The following is a 16,491-nucleotide window of genomic DNA, read 5'->3' as shown; positions in this document are numbered from 1 at the left end:
GCGTCGAATACCCGGCATGAATACAGTCATCGCAATCGGCTTTATCGGCGGACTGATTACCGGAATTTCGCCGTGCATCCTCCCCGTGCTGCCGGTGTTGTTCCTGTCCGGCGCAGACAGTGCCCGAGACCGGGGGTCCGCCACCGACGATGCTGTTGACCAGCCACCGGGGGCCGATCCGGCACCGAAGTCGTGGCGGGCCCGACTGGCCGAGAGTTCACGCCCCTATCAGGTGATCGGCGGCCTGATTGTCAGCTTCTCCATCGTCACCCTCATCGGCTCGACGCTGCTGTCACTGGTGCACCTTCCGCAAGACAGCATCCGGTGGATCGGTTTGGTGGCGCTGACCACGATCGGCCTGGGCTTGATTTTCCCGAAGTTCGAGGAGCTCCTCGAGAAGCCCTTCTCGCGACTTCCTCAACGACCCGTCGGGCAGCGGCGTTCCGGATTCGGACTCGGATTGGCCCTGGGCGTGCTATACGTGCCGTGCGCGGGACCGGTCCTCGCGGCCATCGTTGTCGCTGGCGCGACCGGTGACATCGGCCTCTCCACGGTCGCTTTGACGTTGTCGTTCGCCGTCGGAGCGGCCTTGCCACTGTTGATCTTTGCGTTGGCTGGCCGCCGCGTCGCCGAACGGGTCGCCGCCTTCCGGCGCAGGCAACGGCAGATTCGGGTTGTCGGCGGTTTGGTGATGATTGCCCTCGCCGTTGGCCTCGTGTTCGACGTGCCCGGCGCGTTGCAGCGGGCCATTCCCGACTACACCTCGAGCCTGCAGGAGTCGGTGGGCGGCAACGACCTCAACAACCGCCTCGACCTGGGCGGTATCGTGACCGACGAAAATCGTGAGCTCTCGAACTGCACCGACGGTGCCGCACAACTGCAGTCGTGCGGCCAAGCACCACGACTCACCGGCATCGCCGAATGGTTCAACACCCCGAACAATTCACCGCTGGCATTGTCGGACCTGCGCGGCAAGGTGGTGCTCGTCGACTTCTGGGCGTACTCCTGCATCAATTGCCAACGAGCGATCCCCCATGTCGTCGATTGGGATCGCACGTACCGCGCCAGCGGGCTGGAAGTGATCGGTGTCCACACACCGGAGTACGCCTTCGAGAAAGTGCCTGCGAATGTCACGGCGGCGGCCCGCCGACTCGGTATCACCTACCCCATCGCGCTCGATCAGAACTTCTCCACGTGGACCAACTACCGCAACAGTTATTGGCCAGCCCAGTACCTCATCGATGCGTCAGGGACGGTGCGACACATTGAGTTCGGCGAGGGTGGCTATGCCCAGTCCGAACGCTTGATTCGCGAACTCCTGACCGAAGCCCAGCCCGGGGTCGCCCTCCCGAAACCGACGGAAGAAGCCGATACCACGCCGACGGAACCCACCACGGCGGAGACGTATTTCGGGGTCGGCAAGATGGTGAATTACGACGGTGCCACGCCCTACCGCGCCGGTGCGGCCGACTTCGATTTCCCGGCCACCCAGCGACCCGATTCCTTCGCACTGCGCGGGCGTTGGACCCTCGACTACCAGGGTGCGAGCACCGACAGCGGGGGAACGATCGGTCTCAATTACCAGGCCAAAAATGTCTTCATCGTTGCGGGCGGTACCGGAACCCTGACCGTTCAGAACGGCGGTTCCACCTCAACGATCGCGATTGGCGGCCCACCGACTTTGCATCAGATCGTCGAGGCACCGAGCAACCAGCGCGGGCGCCTGGCAGTGACACCCTCCCCCGGGGTCCAGGTGTTTTCGTTTACCTACGGCTAGAGCTTGCCGAACGACACCGCGCGGTACGTCCAGCCCTTGCCGTTGACGGCGGCTGCGATGGGGTCCTTCATCTCCGAGGTGCGGAAACGATAGTTGTAGACCTCGCCGTACTGGCCCTGCTCGGTGAAGGCATATGCGGAGCCAAACGAAACTTCCTTCTTTTGCCCGCGGAAAGCTTCCCCGCTCATCGAAAGTGACGGCACCCCGGCCCGCCACTCGAGCGTCCATTCACGGTCGACGGCGCGCACCTCGGCCTTCTCCGGGTCGAGTCGCATCTGGATCTGAAACACCGACGTCAAACTGGCCTTGGCGAAGATCTCGTACCAGCGAGCGTCGACAATTCGCCATTCGGCTACGAAATCGCAATCCTCGCCGGGGTTGGCTGGCCGCACCTGGAAAGGTGCGGTTGGCCGGTTCACGGCGAGGATGGCGTTCGCGACTTCCGGCCGCGGCGCCGCCGGAATGTCACTGTCGGGTTTCTTGGTTCCGGTGAGCTTGTCGAAGAGTCCCATGATTAGACATTAGGGCGCTTTGACCTTTCGCGGGCGCGTCGTCGACCAATCGACGGACGGGCTTAGGCGTTCGTTGACTTACGGCGTTCCAACTCGGGGAATTCCTTGTCCGCGCACCATTGCTCAATCATCTTGATGAAAGCCACGGTGCCCGCCGGGTAGCCGCAATTCAACTGGAACGACCGGCCAAACGGTTGGCCATCGTCGTTGTAGTAGCCCGGCGTGCAGTCCGGCCGGCCGAAGGGTTGGCCGAATTCCAGCAACATCGCCACGTAGGCGTCTTGAGCTTCCTTGCTGACCTCGACTTCGTCATTGCCTTCCGCGAGTACTTGCGCGACCACCGCTGCCAAGTTCTGCGCCGCGTAGTTGTTCGCTTGCGTCACGTTGGCACCGAGGAACGACCCCTGGAACAACTGGATGATGAACATATTCGGGAAGCCATGCACGTGCATGCCGTGCAGCGTTTCCATGCCATCGGCCCAGGCCTCCGACAGATCCGTCCCATCGCGGCCGATCAGGTCGAAGCCCGCGCGCTTGACGTACTCGCTGCCACCAGTGCCGTACTCGAATCCGGACGCGTAGATGATGACGTCGAGTGGGTACTCTTCCCCGTCGACGACCGCGCCAGCCTCGGTGATCTCACTGACGCCCTTGCCGTCGGTGTCGACCAGGTGAACGTTGGGACGGTTGAAGCTCTCCAGGTATTCGTCGTGATAACCGGGTCGCTTGCAGAACAGGTCGTACCAAGGCTTCAGACTTTCGGCGGTCTTCGGGTCGGTCACGATCTCGTCGATCCGATTGCGCCGCTCCTCCATCAGCATCAGGTCGAGTTCGCCGACGGCAGCCATCATGGCTTCCATCGAGAACTCTTCCGGTGGCACCGAGTGGATCTGCGCACGCATCCGGCGGCCAAGGTCGGTCCATCCGTCGTTAACCAAATCTTCGACTTCGATGCCCGGCGCGGGTTGGCCGATGAAGCCGTCCCAGTTCACCGAGAAACTCTCGAGCAGCCGTTCCTGACCGTTGCCGCTGCTTAGCAATTCAATTGCTTCGGCCTCGAGCGGGCCGTTGTTGCGGGCCGCCACGGTGCTTGGGGTCCGTTGGAAGACGAACAGTTCCTTGGCGTACTTGGCGACTTCGGGGATCAACTGCAGTGCAGTAGCACCGGTGCCAACCACCCCGACGCGCTTGTCGCGCAAGCCCTCCATCGGCGCTCCCGCTGCGTCGCCGCCCGTGTAGGAGTAATCCCAACGTGCGGTGTGGATCGACTTGCCGGCAAACTTCTCGATGCCGGGGATGCCCGGCAGCTTCGGAACTGACAGCGGACCCAGTCCAATGCCCAGGAATTGGGTGGTGAACCGGTCACCGCGATCTGTTTCAACAATCCACCGAGAGTGGCCTTCATCCCAGGTCACCGTCGTCGCCATCGTGTGAAACAGCGCCTTCCGGTAAAGATCGAATTGGGTACCGATCCGCTTGGCATGCTCCAAGAGTTCCGGGCCGTGGACCCACTTCTCGGTGGGGATGTGTCCGGTCTCATCGAGCAGCGGCATATAGACCACCGACTTGGTGTCGCACATGGCACCGGGGTAACGGTTCCAGTACCAGACGCCGCCGAAGTCTCCGGCACCGTCGATGATGCGGACGTCGGTGATGCCTTGCTTATGCAGTTGCGCACCAGCGCAGAGCCCGGCGAATCCGCCGCCGATGAACGTAAACTGCACATGGTCGAAGACCGGTTCCCGCTCAACGACCGGCATCCACGGGTCGTCCGCAAGCTCGGCGAATTCGTCGGTTAACCGCGAGTATTGGTGCACGCCGTCGGTCCGAAGTCGCTTCTCGCGCTCAAGGTCGTAGCGCTCACGCGTGGCGCGCGCGTCGATCCGCTCATCAAGTTCGACGGGCGCGGTGTTCTGGTCGGTCAGGGAGATTTTCATGCCGCCTGCTCCAAGAAGTTGATCAAGAGTTGAGTAAATTCGGCTTCGCTGTCGAGATTGGCCATGTGGCCCGCACCGTCCAGGACCGCCAGGGTGGCACCCGGGATTGCGGCGGCGATAGTTTCCGAGTGCACTACCGGTAGCAGCATGTCGTCAGATCCGACGATGACGAGTGCGGGTACCGCAATTTCGGGGAGCCTGTCGGTGAAGTTGAGCCCGGCGATCGCTTGGAGTCCGGCATTGAATGCATCCGGGTTGGTGGCGCAAAAGGCCTCGACGAACTCGCGGTAGTACTCGCGGTCTTCGGCGATGGCAGCCGCACAGAAGGTTGCGGGCATGAACATTTCCGAAACGGCGGCCATCCCGATCGTCAGCGCTGCCTGCCCAGAGGCCGCCAGGTTCGTCGCGACGGTTTCGTCGGAGGCCGAACTGGTATCCGCGAGGACGACGCTCGCGACAATGTTGGGGTGATTGAGGGCGAGGGCTTGGGTGATCATGCCGCCCATTGACAGCCCGACGAAGTGCGCGCGGTCGATGCCGACGGCATCGAGGGTCCGGGCGATGTCGTCGGCATAGTCCTCAAGTGCGAGGTCTTCGCCTGCCATCTGCGATTCCCCAAATCCGCGCGAGTCGATGGCGAGGACGCGGTAGGTATCGGCGAGCGCCTCCATCTGCGGACGCCAGTTCCGCCCGTCGCCGCCGATGCCGTGGAGGAAGACGACCGGTATGCCGTCGTTGCCGCCGCCAAGCTCAGTGACGTTCATGTCAATAGTTCCTGCCCTGACTTTCATGCAAACCTCCGGGATCACCTGTGATGTAAGTATCTATTTACTTACAGTGTGATCGTGATCATAGCAAGACTTTGGTTAAACTCGCAGGGCCAATTGGAAGGGATTCATGGAACAGCCACCCCACCGCAAGCGGATGCGTGCACCGCAGCGCCGGGAGCAGATTGTTGTCGCAGCTCGGACGGTATTTACCGAGTCTGGGCACGCCGGTGCGCGGATCTCAGATATCGCCGCAGAAGCAGGGATCAACGAAGCGCTCGTCTACCGGCACTTCGAGTCCAAAGAGCAACTGTTTCAAGAATCGGTCATCGGTCGACTGGATGAAGTCTTGAATCGCCTTGTCAACGAATCTGGCGATCCACCACCGGAGTTCGACGAGGCAGGCGAGGCCATGTACGCCCGAACCTTGCACTACGTGAAAGATCTGGTCGACGCCTTGATCGAGGTCGGCCCACTCCTCGGCGTGGTGTTTTTCGGCGACTCCATTGCCGCCGCCACCTACGTGCGCGAACGTATCTCACCGTTCATGGCGCAAGTCGCGGCAGTGGTCGAGGCCAACCTGCAGGCGTGGCCGCACCGCGACTTCGATCCGGCAATCACCACCGAAGCGACTTTCGGCGCAGTCTGGTTTCACACCACCGTGGCCCGGCTTGAGGGGCGTGTCGTCGACCGCGACAATCTGGCAACCAGCCTCACCACAATGATGATCGACGGGCTCCGTTCGCGGAACCTCTAAGGTCGCTTACTCGCCAGGCGAGTGCGGTTGCTTAATTGACCCCGGCTTCACCTTCGCCGGACGCGACGGCGGCGGCACGACGGGCCCGATGTCGCCGTCGGGCGCCGTGTCGAGGTCGACGATCACCGGTGCGTGATCACTCGGCTTCGTACCCTTGCGGGCCTGACGATCGACCCACGCGGCCGCCGCACGCGCGGCCACCGGAGCGCCAGCGAGGATGAAGTCGATCCGCATCCCCAGGTCCTTGTGGAACATCCCAGCCCGGTAATCCCAGTAGGTGTAGATCTGTTCGTTGGGCCAGCGGTCACGAACGACGTCGTTCATCCCGAGTTCCTTCAACCCCTCAAACGCCGCCCGCTCCGGCCCGGTGACGTGCGTGTGGCCAATGAAAGCCGTCGGGTCGAACGAATCGGCATCGGTCGGAATGATGTTGTAGTCGCCGCAGATCATCGTCGATTCAGCATCGGGGGCGACGGCTTCGCGCAGCTTTTCCAGCCAGGCGAGCTTGTAGTTGTAGTGGTCGGAGTCCACCTCGCGGCCATTGGGCACATAGACCGAGTAGATCCGCACCCCGTCGCAGACCGCGGAGATCGCACGACCTTCGGGTGCGCCGTCGGCTTCGGGGAACCCCGGTGCACCCGGGAAGGCGATGCGGACGTCGTCGAGTCCGACCTTGCTGAGCAGCGCGACGCCATTCCACTGTCCCTGCCCCGCGTGGGCGAACTCGTAACCGCGAGCGGCCAGCTCGGGGCCGAGGTCATCGGCGAATACTTCGTCGGAGACTTTGGTCTCTTGCAGGCACACCACGTCGGGTTGACGGTCGTCTAGCCAGGGCAGCAGACGTGCCGTCCGCTGCTTCACCGAGTTCACATTCCAGGTCGCCACGCGCATACGGACACGGTAGCGGTAGCCAAATACGCAGACCGCAAGGGTATGTCCCGCGACAGACACTCTAGCCAGCCCCTGTAATACATGTCACAGTGGTGCGGTGACAGCGCCCCTACCCCAACGCGAGGTAATCGCCGCATCGTGGCGGCGAGTACGTTCAACCGGACTGACCCCCGACGCCCGGCCAACCCCCGCGGTATTTGATATCGCCTCCGCCGACCCACTGCTCGACGCCGCGCGGCCCGTGCTTGCCCGTGCCGCCGAGACGCTGCACGGCACCAAGACGGCCCTCCTACTGGTCGACAACGAGAGCCGGATGGTCGCCAGGTTCTCCGCCGACGCCACCCTCGAACGGCAACTCACGGACGCGGGCGCGGTCGACGGAGCCGCCTTCGACGAGGACGCGATGGGCACCACCGCACTCGGCACGACGGCGGAAGTACGCGGCGACTTGGTGATCAACAGCGACGAGCATTACCTCGAACAGTTTCGTTCGCTCAGCTGCTTCGGCCGCCCGATCGTGCACCCCGCCACCCGACGCGTAGCTGGCGTCATCTGCATGACCGAGGTTGCACCCCGGATCAACCCGCTGTCGGTCCCATTGATCCGCGGGCTGGTCACCGATATTGCCGAGCGTCTCCTCAGCCGCTCCCACGCCGACCATCGGTCGGTCATCGCGGCATTCGAGAGGGCATCTCGACGGCGCGATGTCGCCGTCGCTGCGGTCGGTGACGACCTCCAGCTCACCAACTCGCTGGCGGCCGAACTACTCGGCCCCGGCGATTTCGGCACCCTTCGCATGATGGTCGACGAGAGCGGCCCCCGTTCCCCCGCCACACGTGACCACCCCATCACCCTGGTCTCCGGGATCACCGCCGACATCGCCGTCGAGCAAATTCCCGGGGTTGGCCACGCTGCAGTTTTCCAACTTCGTCCACGACTGCAACTCGACCCTCCAGCGACCGCCCCGAAAGCACCGCCAGCGGCATCGGTAGCAATTTGCGGCGAGCCGGGTACCGGACGCACCGTCCGCGCACAGTCCCTGACTCCCGACACCCGAGTTCGGATCGATGTCCCCCAGACCTTGCTCGCAGGCGAGGGCCCCGATATTTCCAGTGCCATCCGCCGTGCCCGAACTCTCGAGACCGGACTGATCGTCGATGGTGCCGATCTGCTCGACGACCGGTCACTGCGGCTACTGCAAGCGGCGATTTCCACTCACGAGCGCGGGCAACCGCCGATTGTCGTTGTGTCCGAACCTGCCGCCGAAGGATCGGCGTTAGCCGCTCTCATCGCCTGCTGTCGCCTCCGCATCACTCTCCCTCCGCTACGCCAACGGACCAGCGAGATCGCCGCGCTCGGACAGGCTCTCCTCGAACAGATCGATTCGCGACTTGAACTCAGCTCGACCGCCGCCGACGCCCTGGTGTGTCAGGGATGGCCCGGAAACCTCACCGAGCTGGCGATCGTTCTCGACAACGCTGCATCGGCGGCCCTGACCCGCGGCGCCACCACGGTGACCGTTGCCGACCTTCCGCCGGAATACCGCGGGTCCACCAGAGCCGCACGGCTGATGGGAATGGAGCAGGCCGAGCGGCAGGCCATAATCGAAGCGCTCGACGCTGCTGCGGGGAACAAATCGCACGCCGCCAAGGCTCTCGGGGTTTCACGAACCACGCTCTACACCCGCATTCGGGCTCTCGGAATTAACGGCTGACCTGCAGGTATTCGAAGCTTGAGAGTCGCTGCCGGCAACTGTCCGGCACCACTGTTCAGTTTCCGCACACGGCGATCGCCTCCTGCCGTGGACAGAATGGTGCACCACCAACAAGGTGTCGCGCATCACACTTGCTGCGCGTAGCGTCTACCCCGGAGGCTTACATGACCGCAACGCTCAACTCGGCGCTCCACCCCGCCGTCGCTGACTTCGTCTCCCGCGACCGCCAGATGCTGATCGGGGGCGAATGGGTTGACTCTGCTTCTGGCCGTACCTTCGCCACTCACGATCCAGCTACCGGCGAGATCATCACTGACGTCGCGCACGGCGACGCCACCGACATCGACCGCGCGGTAGCCGCCGCCCGCGCCGCGTACGAGGGGCCGTGGGGCCGCATGAAGCCCAATGAGCGCGAGCGTCTCATTTGGCGTGTCGGTGACATCTTGTCCGAGCGCGCCGACCTCTTTGGACAACTCGAAGCCCTCGACAACGGCAAGTCCGTCGCCATTGCCACCGCAGTCGATGTGAACTGGTCCGCCGACGTCTGGCGCTATAACGCTGGACTCGTCACCAAAATCAAGGGCTCAGCGATTACCCCGTCGATGCCATTCGCTGGCCCCGGTGCCGAGTTCCACGCTTACACACGCCGTGAGTCACTGGGCGTCTGCGGTCAGATTATTCCGTGGAACTTCCCGATCCTGATGGCCACTTGGAAGCTGGCACCGGCGCTCGCCGCAGGCAATACCGTGGTCCTCAAACCCGCCGAGCAAACCCCGCTCAGCGCACTCATGCTCGGTCAGGTCTTCGAGGAGGCTGGATTCCCGCCGGGGGTGGTCAACATCGTCACCGGGTTCGGTGATGCCGGTGCTGCGCTCTCCGCGCACATGGACGTCGACAAGGTCGCCTTTACCGGTTCCACCGAGGTCGGGAAGAAGATCGTTCAGGCGGCCACCGGAAACCTGAAGAAGGTATCCCTCGAACTCGGCGGCAAGAGTCCGAACATCGTGTTCGCCGACGCCGACATTGAGTCGGCCGTCGCGGGCTCGGTGGCGGCCTGGATGTTTAACCACGGCCAATGCTGCGTCGCAGGAACTCGACTGTTTGTCCAACGCAGCATCTTCGACGAGTTCACTCAGGCAGTCGCCGACGCGGCGTCGCAGGCCAAAATCGGCCCGGGTCTTGATCCGACCACCGAACTTGGTCCGCTGGTCTCCCAGGAGCAGTTCGACCGCGTCAGCCGCTACATCAACGAGGGTCTGGCCGACGGTGCCCGCGCGCTGACCGGCGGCAAGCGCTGGGGCGATCAGGGGTACTTCATCGAACCGACGGTGTTCGTCGACGTGCAGCCCGAGTTCTCGATCGTCGAGGAAGAGATCTTCGGTCCCGTGGTTGCCGCCATGCCGTTCGACGACGAAGACGACGTTGGGCGTGCCGCGAATAACTCGATCTACGGGCTCGCTGCCGGGATCTGGACCAAAGATCTATCGAAGGCCCATCGCACCGCAGCAAAGGTTCAGGCCGGCTCGGTGTGGGTGAACCAGTACAACGGCTTCGACACCGCGCTGCCCTTCGGCGGCTTCAAACAGTCCGGTTGGGGTCGGGAGCTCGGCGACTCCGCCATCGACCTTTACACCCAAAACAAGTCTGTCAACATCGCTCTCTGACCTACCGCATCCGACACGAACCACCGATCAAGGAAGTGAACTCATGAAAACCAAAGCCGCAGTTCTCCTCGAAGCAGGCAAGCCATTCGAGATCATGGAGCTTGAGCTCGACGGCCCCCGCGAAGGCGAAGTCCTGATCAAGTACACCGCCGCAGGCCTGTGCCACTCCGATTTGCACCTCACCGATGGCGACCTCCCGCCCCGCTACCCGATCGTCGGCGGTCACGAGGGTTCGGGAATCATCCAGGAGGTCGGGCCCGGTGTCACCAAGGTGAAGCCCGGCGACCACGTGGTGTGCAGTTTCATTCCCAACTGCGGTACGTGCCGCTACTGTTCCACCGGCCGACAAAACTTGTGCGACATGGGCGCCACGATCTTGGAAGGTGCCATGCCTGATGGCACTTTTCGATTCCATGGTGACGGCAAGGATTTCGGTGCCATGTGCATGCTCGGCACTTTCTCCGAGTACGCAACCATCTCGCAGCACTCGGTCGTCAAAGTCGACGATTGGCTGCCGCTGGAAACTGCCGTGCTCGTCGGCTGCGGCGTCCCGTCCGGTTGGGGTACCGCCGTCAACGCAGGCAATCTCCGCGCTGGCGACACCGCCGTCATTTACGGCATCGGAGGGCTCGGGATCAACGCCGTCCAGGGCGCTGTGACCGCGGGCTGCAAGTATGTCGTCGTGGTGGATCCGGTGCAGATGAAGCGGGACGAGGCGTTGAAGTTCGGAGCAACCCATGCGTTTGCCACCGCAGAAGAGGCCCAAACCAAGGTCACCGAGCTGACCTGGGGCCAAGGTGCCGACGCCGCACTGATCCTGGTTGGCACCGTCGACGTTCCGGTGGTGCAGGCCGCAACCGCGGTTATCGGGAAGGGCGGCAAGGTGGTCATTACCGGCCTCGCGGACCCGGCGAAGTTGACCGTCCAGGTCTCGGGCGCGGATTTGACGCTGAACCAGAAGACCATCATGGGCTCTCTGTTCGGTTCCATGAACCCGCAGTACGACATCGTCCGGCTCCTGCGCCTGTACGACGCTGGTGAACTCAAACTCGACGAACTCATCACGCAGCGCTATTCGCTCGAGGAGGTCAACCAGGGCTACCAGGATCTGCGCGATGGCAAGAACATTCGCGGGGTCATCACGCACAGCTAACGCAACAGTCCTAGTTGCCCAACTGGCGCAGCCACGGGTGATTAGGATCTGTGCATGCCTGACACACGTCGTCCACAACCAACGCGTGAGGAGCGCGCAGCTCACCTGAAAGAGTCGATCTATCTCACCTTCGCGGCGCTTTCGGTGACGTTGGCGATCTCGATGCACGGCGGAGTCAGTGCCGCTGCCGCGTTGAGCACGCTGGCGGTTACCCTCGGCGGCACCGTACTCGCGGTCTTCACCGCCGACGTCCTCGCGCACACGGTGGTCCACGGCGAGTTGATCAGTCGGCACCAGTTGGGCTACGCGGTCCGAACCAGTTTCGGTGCCCTGTCCTCGGTGACGCTGCCGTTTATCTTTCTGGGCATCGCGTGGATCACCGGGTGGGACGTGGAGAATGCACTCCTGGCGTCAGCGGTAGCGATGACCGCCGCATTGGTGTTGATCTGCTGGAACACTGTCCGCAAGGTCGGGCTCACGTGGAAACAGCAAGTCATCCTGCTGGGGGTCGAAGCGGCTCTCGCGGGCGCCGTCATCGGACTCCAGGTGGTTTCGCACGGCTGAGATCTGTGGCCCCTGCGTCTTCCTAGCCGGTGCTCAGTGCCACGGCCAGCTGCTCCACCCATGCCGCCTGAACCCCGGCACGGCGACGAGAATCGTCGGTCAGGGTGTCGGCAAGGCCGAAACCGCGAGCGAGGTCCAACGTGATCTGCGCCAGACGGTAGGCCTGCGGGCGGGTACCGTCCGGATCCAGACCCGCGACGACCAATTTGTGTGCCGCCCGCCCGAGCTTGGCCTCCAGCGGACGAATCACGTCGCCGAGGGCCTCGTCGGATGCGGCCGCTGACCACACCTGCAAGGCCGCCTTGAACGGTGTGCCCGTATAGATCGAAACCGCCTGATTCACCACCACACCCACGCGGTCGGGGCCCACCGGCAGATCTTCGATCAACTGGGCGGCCTGGGTAATCATCGTCTCGTACATTTCCTCGATGACCGCGGTGAACAGCGCTTCTCTCGTCGGGAAATGATGCTGCGCGGCTCCACGTGAGACGCCAGCATCCTCGGCGACCCTCGCGACCGTCGTCGCCGCCCACCCGCGGGCGGCGAGGAGTTCCACGGCCGCGGCCAGCAACCGCTCCCGGGTAGCTCGGGAGCGGTCCTGCTGCGGTTCACGGCCCGGTGTGCTCACGATCGAGAAGTATCCCACTCTGGCCGACGCTTACCGAGGAAGGCTGTCATTCCCTCGCGGGCTTGGTCGGAGGCGAAGAGCTTCATCGACTCCTCCGCCCGCTCCGCGGCCGCCTCATCGAAGCCGTCAAGCAGCGATGCGGTCGTGAGCTTCTTGCTCACCGATAGCCCTTGCGGCGACGCCTTGCGGATCCCTTCGAGCACGCTGTCGAGTTCGTCCGCGAGGCCGTCTACGGTGTCCGACGCCGCCGTCACCAGACCGATCCGCTGGGCGACGTCCCCACCGAATTTCTCGCCCGTCAGGAAGTACCGTCCGGCCGAGCGCGCAGTCATCTTGGCCAGCAACGGAATGGAAATGATCGACGCCGCCAACCCCAGCCGCGACTCGGTCAACGCAAACGTTGCGGCTGGTCCGACGAGCGCGATGTCGGCCGCGCCAACCAGACCCAGACCTCCGGCGCGAACATGGCCGTCAGCCACGACAATCACAGGCTTGTCCAGTTCCAGAATCGTCCGGATGAGCCCGACCATCGCCTTACCGCCCTCGGCCGTCGCCTCTTCGGGACTCAAGCCCCGCGTCAACGCCTCCCCGAGGTCGGCACCGGCGCAAAAGGTGCCGCCGGTGTGCGTGAGGACCACTGCGCGCACATCGTCATCGGCCGCGGCGTCGAATGCGGTCTGCAGTTGCGCGACGAGTGCCGAACTGAGCGCGTTGCGGTTCGCAGGCGAATCCAACGTCACCGTCAGCACCGCAGCATCGACGGAAGTACGGACCAGGACATCTGTCACGGGGATCTCCTCTTGGGGTGGGTTGCTTGGCGGCCGTTGTTCGTCGGCTCGAATTAGTACGACTTCGGCAGACCGAGGCTGGTCTGTGCGACAAAGTTGAGAATCATTTCGCGGCTGACGGGCGCGATACGGGTCAGTCGCGATAGCGGCAGCATGGCGGCCATGCCGTATTCGACGGTCAGACCGTTGCCGCCGAGCGTCTGGACCGCGGCATCGACGATGCGCGCGGTTGCTTCACCGGCCGCGTACTTCGCCATGTTTGCCGGAACGGCAGCACCCCAGTCATCGCCGTCGTCGTACAGGGTGGCGGCCTTCTGCATCATCAGCTTGGCCATCTCGAGCTCGATCTTTCCCTGCGCGAGGGGGTGCGCGATGGCCTGGTGCGCACCGATGGGCGTTTTCCAGACGGTGCGGTCGTTGGCGTATTCGACGGCGCGGTCGAGCGCGTAGCGGCCCATGCCGATGGCCGAGGCGGAGGCCATGATGCGCTCCGGGTTGAGGCCGGCAAAGAGCTGGCTGAGTGCCGCATCTTCCGAGCCGACGAGCGCATCTGCTGGCAGGCGCACGTCGTCGAGGAACAAGGTGAACTGCTTTTCTGGGTTCACCATTTCCATCTCAATGACCTGGGCTTCAAAGCCCTTCGCATCGGTCGGCACGATGAACAGTGCAGGCTTAAGGCGTCCGGTCTTCGAGTCTTCGGTGCGCGCGACAATCAGAACCGCCTCGGCTTGATCGACGCCCGAAATGAAGACCTTGCGGCCATTGAGGACCCACTCGTCACCGTCGCGTGCCGCGGTGGTCGTGATCTGGTGCGAGTTGGAACCAGCATCGGGTTCGGTGATGCCGAATGCCATGGTGATGGAGCCATCGGCCAGGCCCGGGATCCACCGCTGCTTCTGATCGTCGGTGCCGAAACGGGCGATGATGTTGCCGCAGATGGCGGGCGAGACGACCAACATCAGCAGCCCGGTGCCCGCGGCCGCGAGTTCTTCCATCACGATCGCCAGTTCGTACATGCCTGCGCCGCCACCGCCGTATTCCTCCGGCAGGTTGACGCCGATGAAGCCGAGTTCGCCGGCTTCCTTCCACAGTTCGTCGGTCTTGCGGCCTTGCCGGGCGCAGTCGGTGAAGTACTTGTGGCCGTACTTGTTGACAAGTCCGGCGACCGACTCGCGAAGTGCGACGCGTTCGGGTGATTCAACAAAACTCATGTGCGATTCCCTCTGTTTTCCGAAACGGGTGTGTGCGTGCGTGATCTACCGTAAACGAGTTTCCTACGCATGTGAATAATTACTCTGCGGTGGCTTCGCCCTCGTCGGCGATCACGGCCAGGACCTCGCCCACCGAGAGTTGCTGACCGGCTTCGACCGCCAGCACCGACACGATGCCGTCGGCTGGTGCCGAAACGGTGTGCTCCATCTTCATGGCCTCCAGCCACAGCAGTGGCTGGCCAGCCACCACGCGATCACCTTCGGCTACGGCCACGCGAATCACCGAACCCGGCATCGGCGCCAGCAGCGAGCCTGGACGCTGCACAGCCGCCGGGTCAATGAAGCGGGGGGCACGAGTCAGGGACACGGAGGCTCCGGGCCAGTCGACGAATACCTGGTCGCCAGCGATGCTGGCCTCGTAACGGCGGGAGACGCCGTCGCGGGTGAGGACCACGGTGTCACCGGACACCGATTCGACGCTCACGCCTTCCAGATCCGGCAGTTCCACGCTGCCGTCACGCCCAAAGCGGTATCGCGCGACAATCTCGGTGCCGTCGGCCGCGAGGTACGTTTTGCGCTGGTAGTCGGAGGGGATGTTGCGCCACCCCGACGGTGCTCCCGGTACGGCCGTCGCGGCCGCACGGTTACGAACCGATGCCGCGAGGGCTGCGACGGTCGCGGCCAGGAGGTCGGCACCGTCGCCGGCCAGCGGCTTGGAAAGTGCGGCGATGCGCTCTTCGCTGAGGTAGCTGGTGTCGGTGGCACCGGCGAGGAAGTCCTTCTCCCGCAAGGTGTTCACCAGCATGTCGCGGTTGGTGACGACGCCGTGGATCTTTGCGTCGGCCAGGGCGCGCGCCAAGATCGCGGCGGCCTGGGTGCGGTCCGGTGCCCACGAGATCACCTTGGCGAGCATCGGGTCGTAGAACGTCGAGATCTCGCTGCCGTCGGCGATACCGGAGTCGACGCGGATACCCGGACGCTCCAGCAGGCCGAAGCGGACCGTGGCCGGAACGTCGATCCGGACAACGGTTCCCGACTGCGGCTGCCAGTCGTTAGCGGGATCCTCCGCGTACAACCGCACCTCAATCGAATGCCCGAAACCACCGGCTTCGGCAGCCACCGGAGCCTCACCGAGGGCCTCGCCCATTGCCACGCGCAGCTGCCATTCGACGAGATCGACACCGGTCGTGAGCTCGGTGACCGGATGCTCCACCTGCAGTCGCGTGTTGGTCTCGAGGAAGAAGAAACGGACGTCTTCGCTGCCACCATCGGACCCGCTCGCTGCGCTCCCGGCGTCCACCAGAAATTCCACGGTGCCCGCACCGCGATAGCCGATCGATTCGACCGCCGTGCGTGCCGCGGCGAACAGGCGGTCGCGCATGTCGCCACCGACCCGCTCCACCAGCGGCGCGGGGGCTTCTTCAACGACCTTCTGGTGGCGACGCTGAATGGAACATTCGCGCTCGCCGACGGTCCAGACCTGGCCGTGGTCGTCGGCCATCACCTGCACCTCGATGTGGTGCCCGCGTTCCACATACGGTTCGCAGAACACAGTCGCATCACCGAAGGCCGACTCGGCTTCACGACGGGCACCGGCGACGGCGTCGGCGAGTTCGCCGAGTTCCCGCACAATGCGCATGCCGCGTCCGCCGCCACCGGCCGAGGCCTTGATGAGCAACGGCAAGTCCGCTTCGGTGACCGATTCGGGGTCGATGTCCTTGAGGACCGGAACCCCGGCGGAATCCATCAGCGCCTTGGCATTGACCTTTGAGCCCATCGCGGTAATCGCGGCGGGCGGCGGGCCAATCCACACCAGGCCGGCGTCGATCACGGCCTGCGCGAACTCGGCGTTCTCCGAGAGGAAGCCGTAGCCGGGGTGAATGGCATCGGCACCGGCGGCCTTGGCTGCGGCGATGATCTTGTCGCCCCGCAGGTAGGTTTCGGCCGACGTCGAACCCGGCAGTCGGACCGCAGAATCGGCGGCGCGCACATGCGGCGCATCGGCGTCCGGGTCGGAGTAGACGGCGACCGTACTCAAGCCCATCGACACGCAGGTGGCGAACACGCGGCTGGCGATCTCGCCGCGGTTGGCGACGAGCACACTGGTAATTGCAGAAGTCATGTGTTG

14 protein-coding genes are annotated in these 16,491 nt (G+C 63.9%); 6 read left to right on the top strand and 8 right to left on the bottom strand.

From position 1 onward, the window contains the following. Positions 1–16: 16 nt before the first annotated feature. A complete protein-coding gene (locus tag AC1L34_RS17580; RefSeq protein WP_424323303.1) occupies positions 17–1,777 on the top strand; it encodes a cytochrome c biogenesis protein DipZ in 1,761 nt (586 codons plus the stop codon). Here the strand turns inward: AC1L34_RS17580 and AC1L34_RS17575 are convergent. From AC1L34_RS17575 to AC1L34_RS17565, 3 genes are all read right to left on the bottom strand, one after another. Beyond that, the gene (locus tag AC1L34_RS17575; RefSeq protein WP_424323302.1) at positions 1,774–2,289 is read right to left on the bottom strand and encodes a hypothetical protein; all 516 of its coding nucleotides are present in this window, start codon (positions 2,287–2,289) and stop codon (positions 1,774–1,776) included. The genes AC1L34_RS17580 and AC1L34_RS17575 overlap by 4 nt on opposite strands. A 62-nt stretch (positions 2,290–2,351) precedes the next feature. Next, the gene (locus AC1L34_RS17570) at positions 2,352–4,226 is read right to left on the bottom strand and encodes a flavin-containing monooxygenase (RefSeq protein WP_424323301.1); all 1,875 of its coding nucleotides are present in this window, start codon (positions 4,224–4,226) and stop codon (positions 2,352–2,354) included. Further along, positions 4,223–4,990, bottom strand: a complete 768-nt coding sequence (locus tag AC1L34_RS17565) for an alpha/beta fold hydrolase (protein WP_424323300.1) — start codon at positions 4,988–4,990, stop codon at positions 4,223–4,225. Before AC1L34_RS17565 ends, AC1L34_RS17570 begins: the two co-directional genes overlap by 4 nt. 133 nt (positions 4,991–5,123) lie before the next feature. On the opposite strand from AC1L34_RS17565, the gene AC1L34_RS17560 reads away from it, so the two are divergent. Further along, complete coding sequence (locus AC1L34_RS17560) at positions 5,124–5,750, top strand: TetR/AcrR family transcriptional regulator (protein WP_424323299.1); 627 nt, start codon at positions 5,124–5,126, stop codon at positions 5,748–5,750. 6 nt (positions 5,751–5,756) lie between these two features. Here AC1L34_RS17560 and AC1L34_RS17555 read toward each other — a convergent pair whose 3' ends face one another. After that, positions 5,757–6,641, bottom strand: coding sequence for an exodeoxyribonuclease III (locus tag AC1L34_RS17555; protein WP_424324996.1), 885 nt, complete (start codon positions 6,639–6,641; stop codon positions 5,757–5,759). Positions 6,642–6,738: 97 nt separating this feature from the next. Between AC1L34_RS17555 and AC1L34_RS17550 the strand changes: the two genes are divergently transcribed. The 4 genes from AC1L34_RS17550 to AC1L34_RS17535 all read left to right on the top strand — a co-directional run bounded on the left by AC1L34_RS17550 (position 6,739) and on the right by AC1L34_RS17535 (position 11,736). Then, the gene (locus tag AC1L34_RS17550; protein ID WP_424323897.1) at positions 6,739–8,355 is read left to right on the top strand and encodes a helix-turn-helix domain-containing protein; all 1,617 of its coding nucleotides are present in this window, start codon (positions 6,739–6,741) and stop codon (positions 8,353–8,355) included. Between the two features lie 164 nt (positions 8,356–8,519). Beyond that, on the top strand, positions 8,520–10,019 hold the full coding sequence (locus AC1L34_RS17545; protein WP_424323898.1) for an aldehyde dehydrogenase family protein: 1,500 nt from the start codon (positions 8,520–8,522) through the stop codon (positions 10,017–10,019). A 43-nt stretch (positions 10,020–10,062) separates the two neighbouring features. Continuing rightward, the gene (locus tag AC1L34_RS17540) at positions 10,063–11,172 is read left to right on the top strand and encodes an NDMA-dependent alcohol dehydrogenase (protein WP_424323899.1); all 1,110 of its coding nucleotides are present in this window, start codon (positions 10,063–10,065) and stop codon (positions 11,170–11,172) included. Between the two features lie 54 nt (positions 11,173–11,226). Next, entirely contained in the window at positions 11,227–11,736 is a 510-nt protein-coding gene (locus AC1L34_RS17535) for a hypothetical protein (protein WP_424293320.1), read from the top strand. Positions 11,737–11,758: 22 nt separating this feature from the next. On the opposite strand, the gene AC1L34_RS17530 is transcribed toward AC1L34_RS17535, so the two are convergent. The 4 genes from AC1L34_RS17530 to AC1L34_RS17515 all read right to left on the bottom strand — a co-directional run bounded on the left by AC1L34_RS17530 (position 11,759) and on the right by AC1L34_RS17515 (position 16,485). Continuing rightward, positions 11,759–12,364, bottom strand: a complete 606-nt coding sequence (locus AC1L34_RS17530) for a TetR/AcrR family transcriptional regulator (RefSeq protein ID WP_424323900.1) — start codon at positions 12,362–12,364, stop codon at positions 11,759–11,761. Further along, positions 12,361–13,152 carry an enoyl-CoA hydratase family protein gene (locus AC1L34_RS17525; RefSeq protein WP_480034970.1) on the bottom strand — a complete coding sequence of 264 codons (792 nt, stop codon included), beginning with the start codon at positions 13,150–13,152 and terminating at the stop codon, positions 12,361–12,363. The genes AC1L34_RS17530 and AC1L34_RS17525 overlap by 4 nt, the downstream gene beginning before the upstream one ends. A 53-nt stretch (positions 13,153–13,205) precedes the next feature. After that, positions 13,206–14,363, bottom strand: a complete 1,158-nt coding sequence (locus AC1L34_RS17520) for an acyl-CoA dehydrogenase family protein (RefSeq protein WP_424293317.1) — start codon at positions 14,361–14,363, stop codon at positions 13,206–13,208. 79 nt (positions 14,364–14,442) lie between these two features. Beyond that, on the bottom strand, positions 14,443–16,485 hold the full coding sequence (locus AC1L34_RS17515) for an acetyl/propionyl/methylcrotonyl-CoA carboxylase subunit alpha (protein WP_480034969.1): 2,043 nt from the start codon (positions 16,483–16,485) through the stop codon (positions 14,443–14,445). Positions 16,486–16,491 lie beyond the last annotated feature (6 nt).

It is taken from the genome of Gordonia sp. 34D (assembly GCF_056682775.1).
This window is presented reverse-complemented; position numbering and strand designations above follow the sequence as displayed.

What these genes read in the sequence shown, in the direction of transcription:
- AC1L34_RS17580 (WP_424323303.1), top strand. Translation starts at nt 17, where the DNA reads ATGAATACAGTCATCGCAATCGGCTTTATCGGCGGACTGATTACCGGA.
- AC1L34_RS17575 (WP_424323302.1), bottom strand. Translation starts at nt 2,289, where the DNA reads ATGGGACTCTTCGACAAGCTCACCGGAACCAAGAAACCCGACAGTGAC.
- AC1L34_RS17570 (WP_424323301.1), bottom strand. Translation starts at nt 4,226, where the DNA reads ATGAAAATCTCCCTGACCGACCAGAACACCGCGCCCGTCGAACTTGAT.
- AC1L34_RS17565 (WP_424323300.1), bottom strand. Translation starts at nt 4,990, where the DNA reads ATGAACGTCACTGAGCTTGGCGGCGGCAACGACGGCATACCGGTCGTC.
- AC1L34_RS17560 (WP_424323299.1), top strand. Translation starts at nt 5,124, where the DNA reads ATGGAACAGCCACCCCACCGCAAGCGGATGCGTGCACCGCAGCGCCGG.
- AC1L34_RS17555 (WP_424324996.1), bottom strand. Translation starts at nt 6,641, where the DNA reads ATGCGCGTGGCGACCTGGAATGTGAACTCGGTGAAGCAGCGGACGGCA.
- AC1L34_RS17545 (WP_424323898.1), top strand. Translation starts at nt 8,520, where the DNA reads ATGACCGCAACGCTCAACTCGGCGCTCCACCCCGCCGTCGCTGACTTC.
- AC1L34_RS17540 (WP_424323899.1), top strand. Translation starts at nt 10,063, where the DNA reads ATGAAAACCAAAGCCGCAGTTCTCCTCGAAGCAGGCAAGCCATTCGAG.
- AC1L34_RS17535 (WP_424293320.1), top strand. Translation starts at nt 11,227, where the DNA reads ATGCCTGACACACGTCGTCCACAACCAACGCGTGAGGAGCGCGCAGCT.
- AC1L34_RS17520 (WP_424293317.1), bottom strand. Translation starts at nt 14,363, where the DNA reads ATGAGTTTTGTTGAATCACCCGAACGCGTCGCACTTCGCGAGTCGGTC.
- AC1L34_RS17515 (WP_480034969.1), bottom strand. Translation starts at nt 16,485, where the DNA reads ATGACTTCTGCAATTACCAGTGTGCTCGTCGCCAACCGCGGCGAGATC.